The 13,281-nt window shown below is 69.7% G+C and carries 12 protein-coding genes; 3 read left to right on the top strand and 9 right to left on the bottom strand.

Annotated elements, in window-relative coordinates:
* Positions 1 to 24 precede the first annotated feature (24 nt).
* The 3 genes from ispF to carD are packed head-to-tail and all read right to left on the bottom strand — an operon-like array spanning position 25 to position 1,744.
* A complete protein-coding gene (ispF, locus tag ACFRAQ_RS31535) occupies positions 25 to 492 on the bottom strand; it encodes a 2-C-methyl-D-erythritol 2,4-cyclodiphosphate synthase (protein WP_379106264.1) in 468 nt (155 codons plus the stop codon).
* A 14-nt stretch (positions 493 to 506) separates the two neighbouring features.
* On the bottom strand, positions 507 to 1,253 hold the full coding sequence (ispD, locus tag ACFRAQ_RS31530; RefSeq protein ID WP_379106112.1) for a 2-C-methyl-D-erythritol 4-phosphate cytidylyltransferase: 747 nt from the start codon (positions 1,251 to 1,253) through the stop codon (positions 507 to 509).
* A gap of 2 nt (positions 1,254 to 1,255) precedes the next feature.
* A complete protein-coding gene (carD, locus tag ACFRAQ_RS31525) occupies positions 1,256 to 1,744 on the bottom strand; it encodes an RNA polymerase-binding transcription factor CarD (RefSeq protein WP_019931623.1) in 489 nt (162 codons plus the stop codon).
* 476 nt (positions 1,745 to 2,220) lie between these two features.
* Here carD and ACFRAQ_RS31520 point away from each other — a divergent pair, with 476 nt between their 5' ends.
* Entirely contained in the window at positions 2,221 to 2,871 is a 651-nt protein-coding gene (locus ACFRAQ_RS31520) for a hypothetical protein (RefSeq protein WP_379106109.1), read from the top strand.
* A 127-nt stretch (positions 2,872 to 2,998) separates the two neighbouring features.
* Positions 2,999 to 4,399: a DNA repair protein RadA gene (gene radA / locus ACFRAQ_RS31515; RefSeq protein ID WP_379106107.1), complete on the top strand. Its 1,401-nt coding sequence runs from the start codon at positions 2,999 to 3,001 to the stop codon at positions 4,397 to 4,399.
* 134 nt (positions 4,400 to 4,533) lie between these two features.
* Here the strand turns inward: radA and ACFRAQ_RS31510 are convergent, their stop codons facing one another.
* Positions 4,534 to 5,199 (bottom strand): DUF4232 domain-containing protein, encoded by a 666-nt coding sequence (locus ACFRAQ_RS31510; protein ID WP_379106105.1) that lies wholly within the window; start codon positions 5,197 to 5,199, stop codon positions 4,534 to 4,536.
* 104 nt (positions 5,200 to 5,303) lie between these two features.
* Complete coding sequence (locus tag ACFRAQ_RS31505; RefSeq protein WP_379106103.1) at positions 5,304 to 5,927, bottom strand: carbonic anhydrase; 624 nt, start codon at positions 5,925 to 5,927, stop codon at positions 5,304 to 5,306.
* Between the two features lie 358 nt (positions 5,928 to 6,285).
* On the opposite strand from ACFRAQ_RS31505, the gene ACFRAQ_RS31500 reads away from it, so the two are divergent.
* Entirely contained in the window at positions 6,286 to 7,158 is an 873-nt protein-coding gene (locus tag ACFRAQ_RS31500; protein ID WP_379106101.1) for an A/G-specific adenine glycosylase, read from the top strand.
* A gap of 123 nt (positions 7,159 to 7,281) precedes the next feature.
* On the opposite strand, the gene ACFRAQ_RS31495 is transcribed toward ACFRAQ_RS31500, so the two are convergent.
* From ACFRAQ_RS31495 to otsB, 4 genes are all read right to left on the bottom strand, one after another.
* Positions 7,282 to 8,157, bottom strand: a complete 876-nt coding sequence (locus ACFRAQ_RS31495; protein ID WP_379106099.1) for a metal ABC transporter permease — start codon at positions 8,155 to 8,157, stop codon at positions 7,282 to 7,284.
* Positions 8,157 to 8,978, bottom strand: a complete 822-nt coding sequence (locus tag ACFRAQ_RS31490; protein ID WP_379106262.1) for a metal ABC transporter ATP-binding protein — start codon at positions 8,976 to 8,978, stop codon at positions 8,157 to 8,159. The genes ACFRAQ_RS31495 and ACFRAQ_RS31490 overlap by 1 nt, the downstream gene beginning before the upstream one ends.
* A 352-nt stretch (positions 8,979 to 9,330) precedes the next feature.
* Positions 9,331 to 10,278, bottom strand: a complete 948-nt coding sequence (locus ACFRAQ_RS31485) for a metal ABC transporter solute-binding protein, Zn/Mn family (RefSeq protein WP_379106097.1) — start codon at positions 10,276 to 10,278, stop codon at positions 9,331 to 9,333.
* A 170-nt stretch (positions 10,279 to 10,448) separates the two neighbouring features.
* Positions 10,449 to 13,025: a trehalose-phosphatase gene (gene otsB / locus ACFRAQ_RS31480; RefSeq protein ID WP_379106095.1), complete on the bottom strand. Its 2,577-nt coding sequence runs from the start codon at positions 13,023 to 13,025 to the stop codon at positions 10,449 to 10,451.
* Positions 13,026 to 13,281: the final 256 nt, after the last annotated feature.

Here is a 13,281-nt window from a genome sequence, read left to right as displayed (position 1 = left end):
GGAAATGGGCGGATTACGGGTGCGTCAGGCGCGGCAACACAGCAGGGCGGTGGCCACCGCGGCCACGCCCTCGCCGCGGCCGGTGAGGCCCAGACCGTCGGTCGTGGTGCCCGACACCGAGATCGGCGCACCCAGGATCTCACCCAGCACCTGTTGCGCCTCGGCCCGCCGGGGACCGATTTTGGGCCGATTCCCGATGACCTGTACAGCCGCATTGACAATCGAGAATCCGGCCTCGTCGAGCAGTCGCCGGACTTCTTTCAGCATGGCCGCGCCGGACACGCCCTCCCATTCGGGACGGCCGGTGCCGAAGACCGCGCCGACATCGCCGAGTCCGGCGGCCGAGAGCAGGGCGTCGCAGAGCGCGTGGGCGGCGACATCGCCGTCGGAGTGGCCCTCGCAGCCGCTGTCGCCCTCGAACAGCAGGCCCGCCATCCAGCAGGGGCGGCCGGGTTCGATGGGGTGGACATCGCTGCCGATGCCGGTGCGCAGGCTCATCGGATCCATCACGGGGCGATCACCGCCGCGCGTGTCGTGTCCAGCCCGCCTGCGATGTCGGGCGAATCACGGCGGGCGGCCAGGGTATTGGCCAGGACCAGGTCCAAGGGCGAAGTGATCTTGAAAGCGAGGGCGTCGCCGAGCACCGTCTCGACGGTCGCACCCAGCATCTCCACCAACCCCGCGTCATCGGTCGCCTGTGTACCCACAGCGTAGGCGGAGCGCAGCAGCTCGGCGTCGAAGCCCTGCGGAGTCTGGACGGCGCGCAGCTCGGAGCGGTCCGGCGTGCCGGTCACCGCACCCGAGGCATCCACGGATTTGATGGTGTCGGCCACCGGCAGGGCGGGCACCACGGCCCGCGCACCCGCGCGCAGCGCGTCCACGACCCGGGTGATCAGGGCCGGGGGAGTCAGGGCCCGGGCGGCGTCGTGCACCAGCACCAGGGTGGCGTCGGGGGCGGCCGCGAGGCCGGCCCGCACCGAATCGGTGCGCTCGGCGCCGCCGGCGACCACGTGCACGGGGACGTCGGAGTCGGGCAGCAGGGCGCGGGTCTGGGCGACGAGTTCGGCGGGCACCATAACCACAACATCGTCGACCGACCCGGAATCGATCAGCCCCTGGACCGCGAGAGTGAGCATGGGACTGCCGCCGACGTGGACGAAGGCCTTCGGCTTGTTCTCACCGAGACGCACGCCCATGCCGGCGGCAGGAACCAGAGCGACGACACGAACGCCGTCGCCGGGTGTTGTTTTCACGGTCAGGAGGCCGCTGCGAGAACCTCGTCGAGCAGGGTCTCGGCCTTGACGTCGTCGGTGCCCTCGGCGAGCGCGAGCTCACCGACGAGGATCTGCCGGGCCTTGGCCAGCATGCGCTTCTCACCGGCGGACAGGCCGCGGTCCTGCTCTCGACGCCACAGGTCGCGGACGACCTCGGCCACCTTGTTCACATCGCCGGAGGCGAGCTTCTCGAGGTTGGCCTTGTAGCGACGGGACCAGTTGGTCGGCTCCTCGGTGTGCGGAGCCCGCAACACCTGGAAGACCCGGTCCAGGCCCTCCTGCCCGACGACATCGCGGACGCCGACATACTCGGCATTCTCCGCGGGAACCCGAACGGTCAGGTCGCCCTGTGCGACCTTCAGGACCAGATACTCCTTTTGTACACCCTTGATGGTGCGGGTTTCGATAGCTTCGATCAGCGCCGCTCCGTGGTGGGGGTAAACGACGGTGTCTCCGACCTTAAAAATCATGTGTCCCGTGCCCCTTTCGATGTTCACAGTTTAACATGCGACTCGGTAACGGCGCGATCAACGGCGCAGGTCAGGGCCACAACGGAGCGGCGGCGGGGGTTGACAGATGACGAATCGTGTGCATCCCGTTGTGGCATAAGGGGATAGCGCATCGCGCTGTTCGCGCGCATATGCGAGTGCGTAGTTCGCATACGCGACCGGGCACCCTCGCATAAACGGCAATGCATCTCTCGAGAACTCGTCTCGGAATCTCTGTCAGGTCCCCTGACACATCCCACCCGGTCGCTCCGTGTGATCTGTGACGCGCCCGGCCGAGAGCGCAGGGCACCGATACCGGATATCGCACGACGCTCGCAACCGATACCGCGTGACGCGCGCACGACACCGCCCGCGTGTAGCACGGGGGAAGCGACGCACTACTCTCATTGACTACTACTCTCCATAGTGGAGTGAGCCCGGTCGACATGGAGGACACCGTGACTGCCCTGAAAGCCACCACTGCGTCGAAGTCGCGGCGGCGTGCCGTGACAGTTGCTGCACTCGCTGCGGGTGCGGTGCTCGCGCTGTCGGGTTGCGGCGCCGGTCAGATCTCGCAGACCGCCACCCAGGTCGCCGCCGTCAACGGCAGCACCGCCAATGTCGGGTCCATCGCGCTGCGTGACGTGCGGTTCCTGCTGCCGCAGGGCGAGGAATCCGGCAACACCAAGGGTGGCAAGGCCGTGCTGGCCTTCACCGCCGTGAACATGAGCGACAGCAAGACCGACGAGCTGGTCAGCATCACCGCCGAGGGCCTGGGCACGGTCAAGCTCGACGGCAAGATCGAGATCAAGCCGTCCAGCGCCGTCGTCGCCGACAAGCCGACCGCCAAGGACGCGGCTCAGGCCTCCGCCGTGCACGAGCAGAACGCCGGCCAGCCCGCCTCCGACAAGGTCGCGGACCCGAGTGCCAAGCCGATCCTGATCGAGGTCACCGGTCTCGCCAAGGACGTGAACCCGGGCCTGACCTACCCGCTCACCTTCAACTTCAAGGAGGGTGGCACCGTCGTCGTCAACACCCCGGTCGACGCCGGTCCGAACAACCCGCGCCCCGAGCCCGCCAAGGCGGAGAAGAAGGGCGGCGAGCACTGAGCTCGCGCTGAACCTCCGACGGTGCCCGTCCCGGATTCCGGGGCGGGCACCGTCGTATCCAGGCCCGGCCGGGGGCTTCGGCGCGTGGTTGCCGGAGTGTGTCGGGGGCCCTGGCTAGGCTGCCCGCGTGGCCAAGGTGAAATCGGTGTATCGGTGTGCGGAGTGCACGTGCGAGGTCGCCAAATGGGTTGGGCGCTGCCCGGATTGCGGGGCGTGGGGCAGCATCGAGGAGGTGGCCGCGTCCTCGGGCGCGATGGCGGTGGGGCGGCGGGCCATGCTGCCGAGCACCGCGGCCACGCCGATCTCGAGCATCGACTCCAAGAAGACGCAGTCGCGGTCGACGGGCGTGTCCGAGTTGGACCGCGTGCTGGGCGGCGGGATCATCCCCGGTTCGGTGGTGCTGTTGTCGGGGGAGCCGGGCGTCGGCAAGTCGACGCTGCTGCTCGAGGTGGCGCACCGGTGGGCGCGGGCGCGTGACGAGATCGCGCTGTACGTGACCGCCGAGGAGTCGGCGGGCCAGGTGCGGCTGCGGGCGGACCGGACCGACGCGGTGCACGAAAAGGTGTACCTGGCCGCGGAATCCGATCTGGCGACCATCCTGGGCCACGTGGAGCAGGTGAAACCCAGTCTGCTGGTGGTGGACTCGGTGCAGACCATGCTGGCCGCGGACGCGGACGGGGTGATCGGCGGGGTCACCCAGGTGCGGTCGGTGACGGCGGCGCTCACCTCGCTGGCCAAGGCGACGGGGATCGCGGTGCTGCTGGTCGGGCACGTCACCAAGGACGGCGCGGTGGCCGGTCCGCGCACGCTGGAGCACCTGGTGGACGTGGTGCTGCAGTTCGAGGGGGACAAGCATTCGTCGCTGCGCATGGTGCGCGGCATCAAGAACCGTTTCGGCAGCACCGACGAGGTCGGCTGCTTCGAGATGGTGGAGGCGGGAATCCGTTGCGTGGACGACCCGTCCGGGCTGTTCCTGCATCACCGCACCGACGCGGTGCCCGGGACCGCGGTCACGGTCGCCATGGACGGCAAGCGCCCCATGCTGGGTGAGGTGCAGGGCCTCACCGTGGACACCCAGGCGCCCGCCCCGCGGCGCGCGGTGAGCGGGCTGGACTACAACCGCGTTTCCATGGTCCTGGCGGTCCTGCAGAGCCGTGGGGGCGTGTACGTGGGCAAGCAGGACGTCTACGCGGCCACCGTGGGCGGTATGCGGCTCACCGAGCCCGCGGCGGATCTGGCTGTCGCGCTTGCCATCGCGAGCGCCAGCCAGGATCTGGCGCTGCCGACCGGCATGGTGGTGCTGGGTGAGGTCGGGCTGGCGGGCGAGGTGCGCCAGGTGACCGGGCTGACCCGCCGGTTGGCGGAGGCGGAGCGGCTGGGCTTCACCGAGGCGCTGGTCCCGCCGGGCGTGGACCGCACCGGCCGCACCATGACATTGCGGGAGGTGGCCGATATCCGTGCGGCACTGTCGGTTACCGGGCTGCGTCGGCGTCGGCGCGATCAGGAGTCGATGGAAATGGCGGAGTGAACGCCGGAATCGAATAGCGGGAGCGCGTATTCGAAATAGGGGCGGAATTCGATGCGCGAATACCGGAATTCTCCGGAAACGACGAAGGCCGGGATCCGTGCGATCGGATCCCGGCCTTCGGTGTGCTGGGGGCGTCAGGCGATATTGAACGGTTCCGGCTGGCTGCGGACCGAACCGAGCTGGGCCACAACGGTGTACGGCCCGGCCGGGACCTGCAGGCGCTCGCCCGCGCAGCCCGGCTGCGAGCTGGCGCCCGACCAGGTGACCGTGAAGGCGGCCTGCTGGCCGGGGGCCAGGGTGCGGATCTCGGGGGTGCCGTCCGGGTAGCAGTCGGTGCTGGACCACAGCTTGCGCTGGCCGTCGAGGGACTGCACCTGGACCAGCTGCAACCCGGAACCCATGTCGCGTGCGCAGGCGCCGCTGGAGATATTGGTGATGACGATGCCGAATTGCGGCTGCTCGCCGACCTTGTAGGTGGCCTGCCCGACGGTGACCTTCACGGCCAGCGACTGATCGGGGCACTGGGCCTGTGCCACCGGGGCCGCGCCGCTCGACGACGCGGCGGACGGCTTGGCCGAGCTCGGGTCCGCGGTGCCCGTGGCGCTGCCCGAGGGCTTACCGCTGGTCGCCGCACTGGAGCTCGCGGCGGCCTTGGTGTCGGACTTGTGGTCGCCGCCGCCCTTCAGCAGCGCGAAGCCCACCCAGAGCACCAGGGCGAGCCCGATCACCATCGCGCCGATCGCGACCGCGCGTCGACGCCAGTAGATTTCCGGTGGGAGTGGTCCGTTCGGTTCCAGCACGGTGACAACGGTAAGCGCACCGTCCGGGTCACCCCGAGCAGGGTCTCGGCGTGTCGGTCGCGAAAGCGGCTACGGGGCCGGTAAATTCCGGCCCCCGCGGCGGGTCAGACCACTTCGCCGATATTGCCGATGACGCGGTGCAGCTTGATCTGGCCTTCGCCGAGGTTGTAGGTGACGCAGGCGATGGCGCACTCGCCGGTGGCGACCCGCTGGGAGATGATCATCGACCGCTGCATGAGCAGGCGGGCGGTCTCCTCGACATGGCGGGCCTCGAGTTCGTCGACGCCCTCCAGCCCCTCGCGGCGGCCGATCAGGATGGACGGGGTGACGCGTTCGACGACCGAGCGGATGAAGCCGCCGGGCACATTGCCGTGGTCGAGGGCGTCGATGGTGGCCCGGACCGCGCCGCAGCTGTCGTGGCCGAGGACCACGATGAGCGGCACGTTCAGGACCTGCACGCCGTATTCGATGGAGCCCAGCACCGAGGCGTCGACGACGTGCCCGGCGGTGCGCACCACGAACATGTCGCCGAGGCCCTGATCGAAGATGATCTCGGCGGCCACGCGGGAGTCGCCGCAGCCGAACAACACCGCGCCGGGCTGCTGTCCGTCGACGAGCTTGGCCCGGTCGATCGAGCCTTGGCCAGGGTGCCGCAACTGGCCGTTGACGAAGCGTTCATTGCCTTCGCGCAGGGCTTTCCACGCACTGATCGGGTTGTTATGCGGCATGTGACCTATTTTCCATAGCCCCTCGGTTACCGGCGAGTCCATGGCGTTACGGCCTGGCAAAGACGGGCCGACCATGTCGGGGCGCGCACGGTGAGCTGCCAGACACGCCGGGAGAGGGCCATGTGAGGCACGCCGGGGTGGGAAATCCGGCCTCTCCGATATGGATACCATCGCCCATGGCGGTCTGCAGGATTTCCTGTGCCCCAACCTCCTCGCAGGCGTATCCCACATGGTTCGCGGCCGTCTCGATTCTGGACTGCGCTCCGCCTCCCCGCGCTCGGAACGGGGGAGCGAAGCGGAGGAGGGAAGAATCGAGACCTCGGGGCCGCGAACCCGCCCGGAGCGCAGCGGAGGGCACATGGACATGGACAGCGACGTGCTGATCGACTGGTACCAGGAGACTGCTCGGGATCTGCCGTGGCGGCGGCCCGGAGTGACCGCGTGGCAGATTCTGATGAGCGAGATCATGCTGCAGCAGACGCCCGTGGTTCGGGTGGAGCCGATCTGGCGGGAGTGGGTGGCGCGCTGGCCGGTGCCGTCGGCGATGGCGGCCGCGCCGCAGGGTGAGGTGCTGCGCGCCTGGGGCAAGCTCGGGTATCCGCGGCGGGCGCTGCGGCTGCACGAGTGCGCGCGGGTACTGGCCGCCGAGCACGGCGACGAGGTGCCCGCCGATGTGGATGTGCTGCTGGGCTTGCCGGGCATCGGGGCGTATACCGCTCGCGCGGTCGCGTGTTTCGCGTACGGGCAGCGAGTTCCGGTGGTGGACACCAATGTTCGCCGGGTGGTGGCGCGGGCCGTGCACGGTCGCGCCGAGGCCGGCAATCCGGCGGCCCGCGATCTGGCCGAGACCGAGGAGCTGTTGCCCGTGCGGGTCGATCGGGCCGCGGTCATGTCCGCGGCGCTGATGGAGCTGGGCGCGCTGGTCTGCACCGCCCGGACCCCGGACTGCGAGCGCTGCCCGCTGCCCGCGTGCGCGTGGGTGTCGGCGGGCCGTCCGGCCTCGGAGGTGGTGCGCAAGGTGCAGAAATACGAGGGCACCGACCGTCAGGCGCGCGGACGACTGCTCGATGTGCTGCGGGATTCGTCGGGGCCGGTGGAGCGGGTTCGCCTGGACCTGGCCTGGACTCGCGATCCGGGTCAGCGGGACCGGGCCCTGGATTCGCTGCTGGTCGACGGTCTCATCGAGCAGACCCCCGACGGCTTGTTCGCGCTGGCGGGCGAGGGGAGCTGATCCCGCGCCGCCCGTCCCGGGCCGATGCGTGACGGCCCGGGACGGGCGGGTGGGCACGATCTGCCGCCCCTCATGCGGCAGATCGGGTGGGGTGTGGCCGGTTTCGCGGGATCGCCGTGAAACTCAGGCGGCGACCAGGGCGGTGCGCCGATTGCGGGTGCGGGACCCGACCACGCGGCAGATCAGGTAGATGGTGAACGAGATGGTGGTGACGAAGGTCGAGATCGGGACGCCGGGGGCCAGCGACAGCAGAATGCCGCCGACCGCGGCGATCTCGGCGAAGACGATCGACAGCACCGCCACCCGGGCCGGGCTCGCGGTGAGCTGCGCGGCCGCCGCGGCGGGCGTGATGAGCAGCGACAGCACCAGCAGCGCGCCCACGATCTGCACGCCGAAGGCGGCCGTCACGCCGAGCAGCACCGCGAACACGATCGACAGCGCCCGCACCGGAACCCCGCGCGCGACAGCGACTTCCGGGTCCGCGCTGGCGAACAGCAGCGGCCGGTAGACGGCGGCCAGCACCACCAGCACCGCGGCCGTGCAGGTGGCCAGCAGCCCGAGGCCGGAATTGCCGACGCTCACCACCTGGCCGGTGAGCAGCGAGAACTTGGAGCCCGCGCGTTCCGGGCCGAGCCACAGGAACAGCACCGACAGGCCCAGGCCGAAGGACAGCACCACCGCGATCACCGAATCGCGTTCGCGGGCCCGGGAACCGAGCACGCCGAACAGCACGGCGGCCACGACCGACCCGATGATGGCGCCGACGCCGACCCCGATCCCGGCGAGCAGCGCGGCGGCCGCGCCGGTGAGTGACAGCTCGCTGGTGCCGTGCACGGCGAACGACATCTGGCGGCTGATGATGAGCGGTCCGATGGCCCCGGCCAGCAGGCCCAGCAGCGCGGCGGCGAGCACGGCCTGCTGCACGAAGTCGTAGGCCAGCAGGTGCGTGGTGGTGGACACGTCGAACAGCTGCGAGAACAGCTTGGACAGTTTCTCCATCAGGCCCGCACCTCCGGCCGGCAGTGGGCCGCGCCGGATTCACCGAGCGCGTCCATGGCGTCGCCGGTGCCGACCACGACGAGGCGGCCGCGCACCCGCAGCACGTCGACCTCGGTGCCGTAGAGCTCGGAGAGCGTCTCGGAGGTCATCACCTCGTCGGGCGTCCCGATCCGGAACTTCCCGTCCACCAGGTACAGCACCCGATCCACCAGCGGCAGAATGGGATTGATCTCGTGGGTCACGAACAGCACGGCCGTCTCGTGGCTGCGCCGCCGCCGATCGATGAGCTCCGACACCAGCCGTTGATTCGCCAGATCCAGGGACAGCAGCGGCTCGTCGCACAGCAGCACCCGGGGATCGCCCGCCAGCGCCTGCGCGACCCGCAGCCGCTGCTGCTCGCCGCCGGACAGCGCGTCGAGCGGCGCGTACGCGAACTTTTCGGCGCCTACCGCCGAGATCGCCTCCGCGACTTTTCGTTTCCGCTCCCTACGCCCTCGGAACCCGATGCCCCAACGATGCCCGTCCACACCGAGGCCCACGAGGTCGACCCCGCGCAGCTGTGCCCCGCCCTCGATCGTCTTCTGCTGCGGCACGTACCCGATCGCAGGATTCCCGAGCCGCGCAGGCGATCCCGCCACCTCGGCAGTTCCGGCGCTCAACGCCACCTGCCCCAGCAGCATTCGCAGCATCGAGGTCTTCCCGGACCCGTTGGGCCCCAGCACCGCGATGAACTCCCCGGCTCCGACCTCGAGGTCCAGCCCCTCCCACAAGGTCCGTTCCCCGAACGACAACCGCGCACCCGATAGTCGCACCGCCGGCACGGTGCGGCGCTCCGCGCGACGATCGTCCACGCCCGCCGCATCGGCGCGTGGTTCGGCCGTGCCGGGGGCCGCGCCGGCATCGCGTAGGGCCGCCTGGGGGTTGTCGGTGCAGGTGGCGCGGCCGGAAGGGGTGCGGGGCCGCGCGCCGGTGAGGGCACAACCGGGTTTCGGGGTGGTGACGCCGGGGGTGGCGGGGGCGTCGGGCTTCGCGGACATGCTGGTGCTCCCGGTTGGGGCGGAACGGGTTTCGGAGACGTCGCGGTCGCCGGGCGTGGTGCGTGCGCTCGGCGGTCGCGGGGTGGTCCGGTCGTTCAGCGGGGTTCCTGGGTGGGTGGGTCGGGTGCGGCGGCGGTCAGGCCAGGGCCTTGGCCAGCGACTGGGCGTTCTCGGTCATCCAGGTGACGTAGTCCTTGCCTTCCGGGAGGGTTTCGGTGACCTCGACGACGGCGACGCCGGACTTGTCGGCGGCGGCGCGGAGGTCCTTGGTGAGTTTGTCCTCGGTCTGGATGTTGTAGACGAGGGCGCGAACCTGCTTGGCGTTCACCAGGTCCCGGACGGCGGCCACGTCGGCGGGGGACGGGTCGGTGCCCTGCTCGATGGCCTCCTGGAAGGCGCGCGGGGTCTTGTCGTCGGCCTTGGCGGCGGTGAGCAGGTACGCGGCCAGCGGCTCGGTCTGCAGGACCGGCTGGTTCGGGTGCTCGGCGGCGATCTTGGCGGTGACGGCCTCGATGGGCGCGAGTTTCGCGGTGAACGCGGCGGCGCGGTCGGTGTAGTCCTGCTTGTGGGCGGGGTCGACGGCGCCGAGGGCTTCGGCGATGTGCTCGGCGACATGGCCGACCTGGTGCACGTCGTACCAGACGTGCTCGTTGGCCTCGTGGTCGTGACCGGCGGCCTCGGTCTTGGCGGATGTCGGTGCGGCGGTGGCGCTCTCGTGGCCGTGGCCGCTCTCGGTGGCGATGTCGAAGGCGTTGACGGTCTTCTTGTCCCGGCCCGCGATGGCCTTGTCGATGAATTCGTCGTAGTGGCCGCCGTTGTAGACGACGAGCGCGGCGTCGGTGATCCGGGCGGCGTCGGCGGGGGTGACCTCGAAGGAGTGCGGGTCCACCGTGGGGTCGTCGATGATCGATTCGACCTTCACATCGGGTCCGGCGACGGCCCGGGTGATGTCGCCCCAGACATTGGTGGAGGCGACGACGGTGAGCTGGTCCGAGGCCTTGGTGCTGCCGCAGGCGGTCAGGGTGGCGACGGTCGCGAGTCCTGCGGCGAACACGGCGAATCCTCGGGCAGAACTTCTGGTCACGCGGGGCACTCCTGGCACTACGGCTTATCAATAACGAAAACGATTGCCATTTGAATGTAGCGCACGTCCCGGGCGAGTCCCTAGCCCCGATTCGCGGATGTGGTCCGCGACACGAAAGGCCCGGAGAGCAACCTGCTCTCCGGGCCTTTCAGAACTATCGAATACTCAGGTCAGCGGCTGGTGAAGGCCGCGACCGGCTGGCTCAGCAACTGCGCGCAGCGCAGCAGGCCGAGGTGGCTGTAGGCCTGCGGGTGGTTGCCGAGCGAGCGTTCGGCGACCGGGTCGTACTCCTCGGAGAGCAGACCGGTCGGTCCCGCCACATCCACCAGTTGCGCGAACAACGCCTCCGCGTCCTCCCGCTTGCCGATCAGCAGGTACGCCTCGACCAGCCACGCGGCGCACAGGTGGAACCCGCCCTCGCCGCCGGGCAGCCCGTCGTCGTGGTGGTACCGGTACACGGTCGACCCGCTGCGCAGTTCCGCCTCGGTGGCCACCACGGTCGCCGCGAAGCGCGGGTCGGAGGGCTCGATCAACCCGCTCAACCCGATGTGCAGGGTGGCGGCGTCCAAGTCGGTGCCGTCGTAAGCCGCTGTGTAGGACTGGACTTCGTCGTTCCAGCCCTCGGCCTTGACCTCGTCGGCGATGTTGTCGCGCAGCGGCGCCCACTCCGGGTCGGCCGGGCGGCCGAACTGCTTGGCCAGGGTGAGCGCCCGGTCCACCGTCAGCCAGCCCATCACCTTCGAGTACACGTGGTGGCGCGGATTGCCGCGGATCTCCCAGATGCCGTGGTCGGCTTCGCGCCAGCGCCGCTGCACCGCGGACACCATGGCGTGCACCAGTTCCCAGTCCGCGTCCGGCAGCGCCTTGGCGGGATCGTTGATGCCCTGGCGTTCCCGGGTGTGCGCGAGCTGCGAGATGAGGTCCACGATGGGCCCGAACACGTCCAGCTGGACCTGCATGTTCGCCGCGTTGCCGACGCGCACCGGCCGTGAGCCGGCGTAGCCGGGCAGCTGGTCGATGACGGCCTCGGGCGGCAGGGTCTCGCCGTAGAGGGTGTACAGCGGGTGCAGCCGCTCGGGTCCGGGCAGCGTCTCGAGCACCCGGTGCACCCAGGCCAGCAGGTCCTCGGCCTCGCCGGTGGAGCCCAGCGAGACCAGCGCGGACGCGGTCAGCGAGGCGTCGCGCAGCCAGCAGTAGCGGTAGTCCCAGTTGCGCACGCCGCCAATGTCCTCGGGCAGCGAGGTGGTGGCCGCGGCCAGGATGGAGCCGGACGGCGCGTGCACCAGTCCGCGCAGGGTGAGCGCGGAGCGCTTCATCAGGTCGGGCTTGAGCGGCGGCAGTTCCAGGGTGCCGACCCATTCCGCCCAGTGGCGTTCGGCTTCGCGGCGGCGGTCCGCCTCGGGCCGCATGGCGGGCGCGAGATCGGAGGTGCCGCAGCGCAGTTCGAGCACGACCGGACCCTGAGACGGGTCCACGACGGCGCGGGCGGTGTGGTGGTTGCCGTCGTCGATGACCTCCCATTCGACGCCCGGGGAGCGCAGCACCATCGGATCGTTGGTGCCCTCGATCTTGAGCCCGCCGGTGGCGTGCATCAGCCGCACCGGCACCTGCCCGAATTCGGGCCGGGGCGCGAAGGTGATGACCGCCTTGGCGTCACCGGTGATGACCCGGGTGAGGTCGGTGCGCTCGGGGACCACGTCGTGCGGCAGGTAGTCCACGACCTGCAAACTGGACCAACGGGTTTCGACGGTCATGGTGCCGTCGACGTAGCGCTGCGACAGGGGCAGCCCCGCGCGTTCGGGCTGAATGGTGAAGTGCCCCGCGCCCGGTCCGCCCAGCAGATGGGCGAAGACGGCGGCGGAGTCGGGTTCGGGATGGCACAGCCAGGTGATGGTGCCGTCCGGTGTGACAAGGGCTTTGGAGCGAGGGCTGGCCAGCATGGTCAGCCGCTCGATTCGAGGGGCCGAGGCACCTGCCAACCATGTGCGGCGCTCCTCGAGTAGGAACGCCAGCGCCTTCGACACCTCCTCGGTGCTGGCCACATGGTATTTCGCGAGGGATTCACCGTCGCCGACCTTGATGCCGACGTCGGGTCCGGAGAGGCGCTTGAACGCCTTCTCGTCGGTCACGTCGTCGCCGATGAACAGCGCCGCGGAAGCGCCCTGCTGATGCCGGACGATGTCGAGGGCCGCGCCCTTGTCGGTCTCGACGACCGCGAGCTCGATGACTTCCTTGCCCTCGGTGGTCTGCACGCCGACCCAGCTGGCCGGACCCTGACGCACCTGAACCAGTGCGCGACGGCCGATTTCGGGGCTGGCATTGCGGACGTGGAGGGCCACGCTGGCGGGTTTGATCTCGACCGAGGCGCCCGGGTTGTCCTGAGCGATCTGCGTCAGGGTCGTAGTGACCTCTTGCAGTAGCTGTTTCGCGTCGTTGTCGATGGCGTGCACGAAGCCGACATCGAATTCCGAACCGTGACTACCGATCAGCTGAACCTCGACCGGAAGTCGCGACAGCGCCGCGAGATCTCGCAGGGCGCGGCCCGAGATGACGGCAGCCGTGGTGCCGCTGAGGCCGGCGAGAGCGCGTAAGGCGTTCACCGACTCTCGATGGGGATAGGCCTTGGCCGGGTCGGAGACGATGGGCGCGATGGTCCCGTCGTAGTCCGAAGCGACCAGCAGCCGTGGCACGCGGGCGATAGCCGACAGGGCACGGCGCAGTTCGAGTGACAAATCCTGTGCGCTCACGCATCCAACCTAGTGATCGGAGGAGATTTTTCAGGGCGCGAGTGATGCTACTGGGTCTTGATTGCCCGCTCGTGTGTGCGGTGATACATAGCGTTTACAAGACACTTTCGCGTCCTTCGCGCCTTGTGTGAGACACACCCGGGTTGCTCGCTGTTCACCCCGGCTGACCAGCGCTGTTCCAGCAAACTCGGACCCCGGAAATGCCAACGGGCTGCCCGGCTCTCCGGACCGGGCAGCCCGTCTCGCTTCGCGAACG

Origin of the sequence: Nocardia sp. NPDC056611, assembly GCF_042792755.1 — a bacterium.
Taxonomy (GTDB): Bacteria; Actinomycetota; Actinomycetes; order Mycobacteriales; family Mycobacteriaceae; genus Nocardia.
The sequence above is the reverse complement of the archived record's forward strand: the minus strand, read 5'-3'. Positions and strand labels throughout refer to the sequence as shown.

Excerpts from the sequence above, each read along its gene's own strand:
- ACFRAQ_RS31505 (WP_379106103.1), bottom strand. The coding sequence starts at position 5,927 with ATGCCGCATAACAACCCGATCAGTGCGTGGAAAGCCCTGCGCGAAGGC.
- ACFRAQ_RS31495 (WP_379106099.1), bottom strand. The coding sequence starts at position 8,157 with ATGGAGAAACTGTCCAAGCTGTTCTCGCAGCTGTTCGACGTGTCCACC.
- ACFRAQ_RS31500 (WP_379106101.1), top strand. The coding sequence starts at position 6,286 with ATGGACATGGACAGCGACGTGCTGATCGACTGGTACCAGGAGACTGCT.
- carD (WP_019931623.1), bottom strand. The coding sequence starts at position 1,744 with ATGATTTTTAAGGTCGGAGACACCGTCGTTTACCCCCACCACGGAGCG.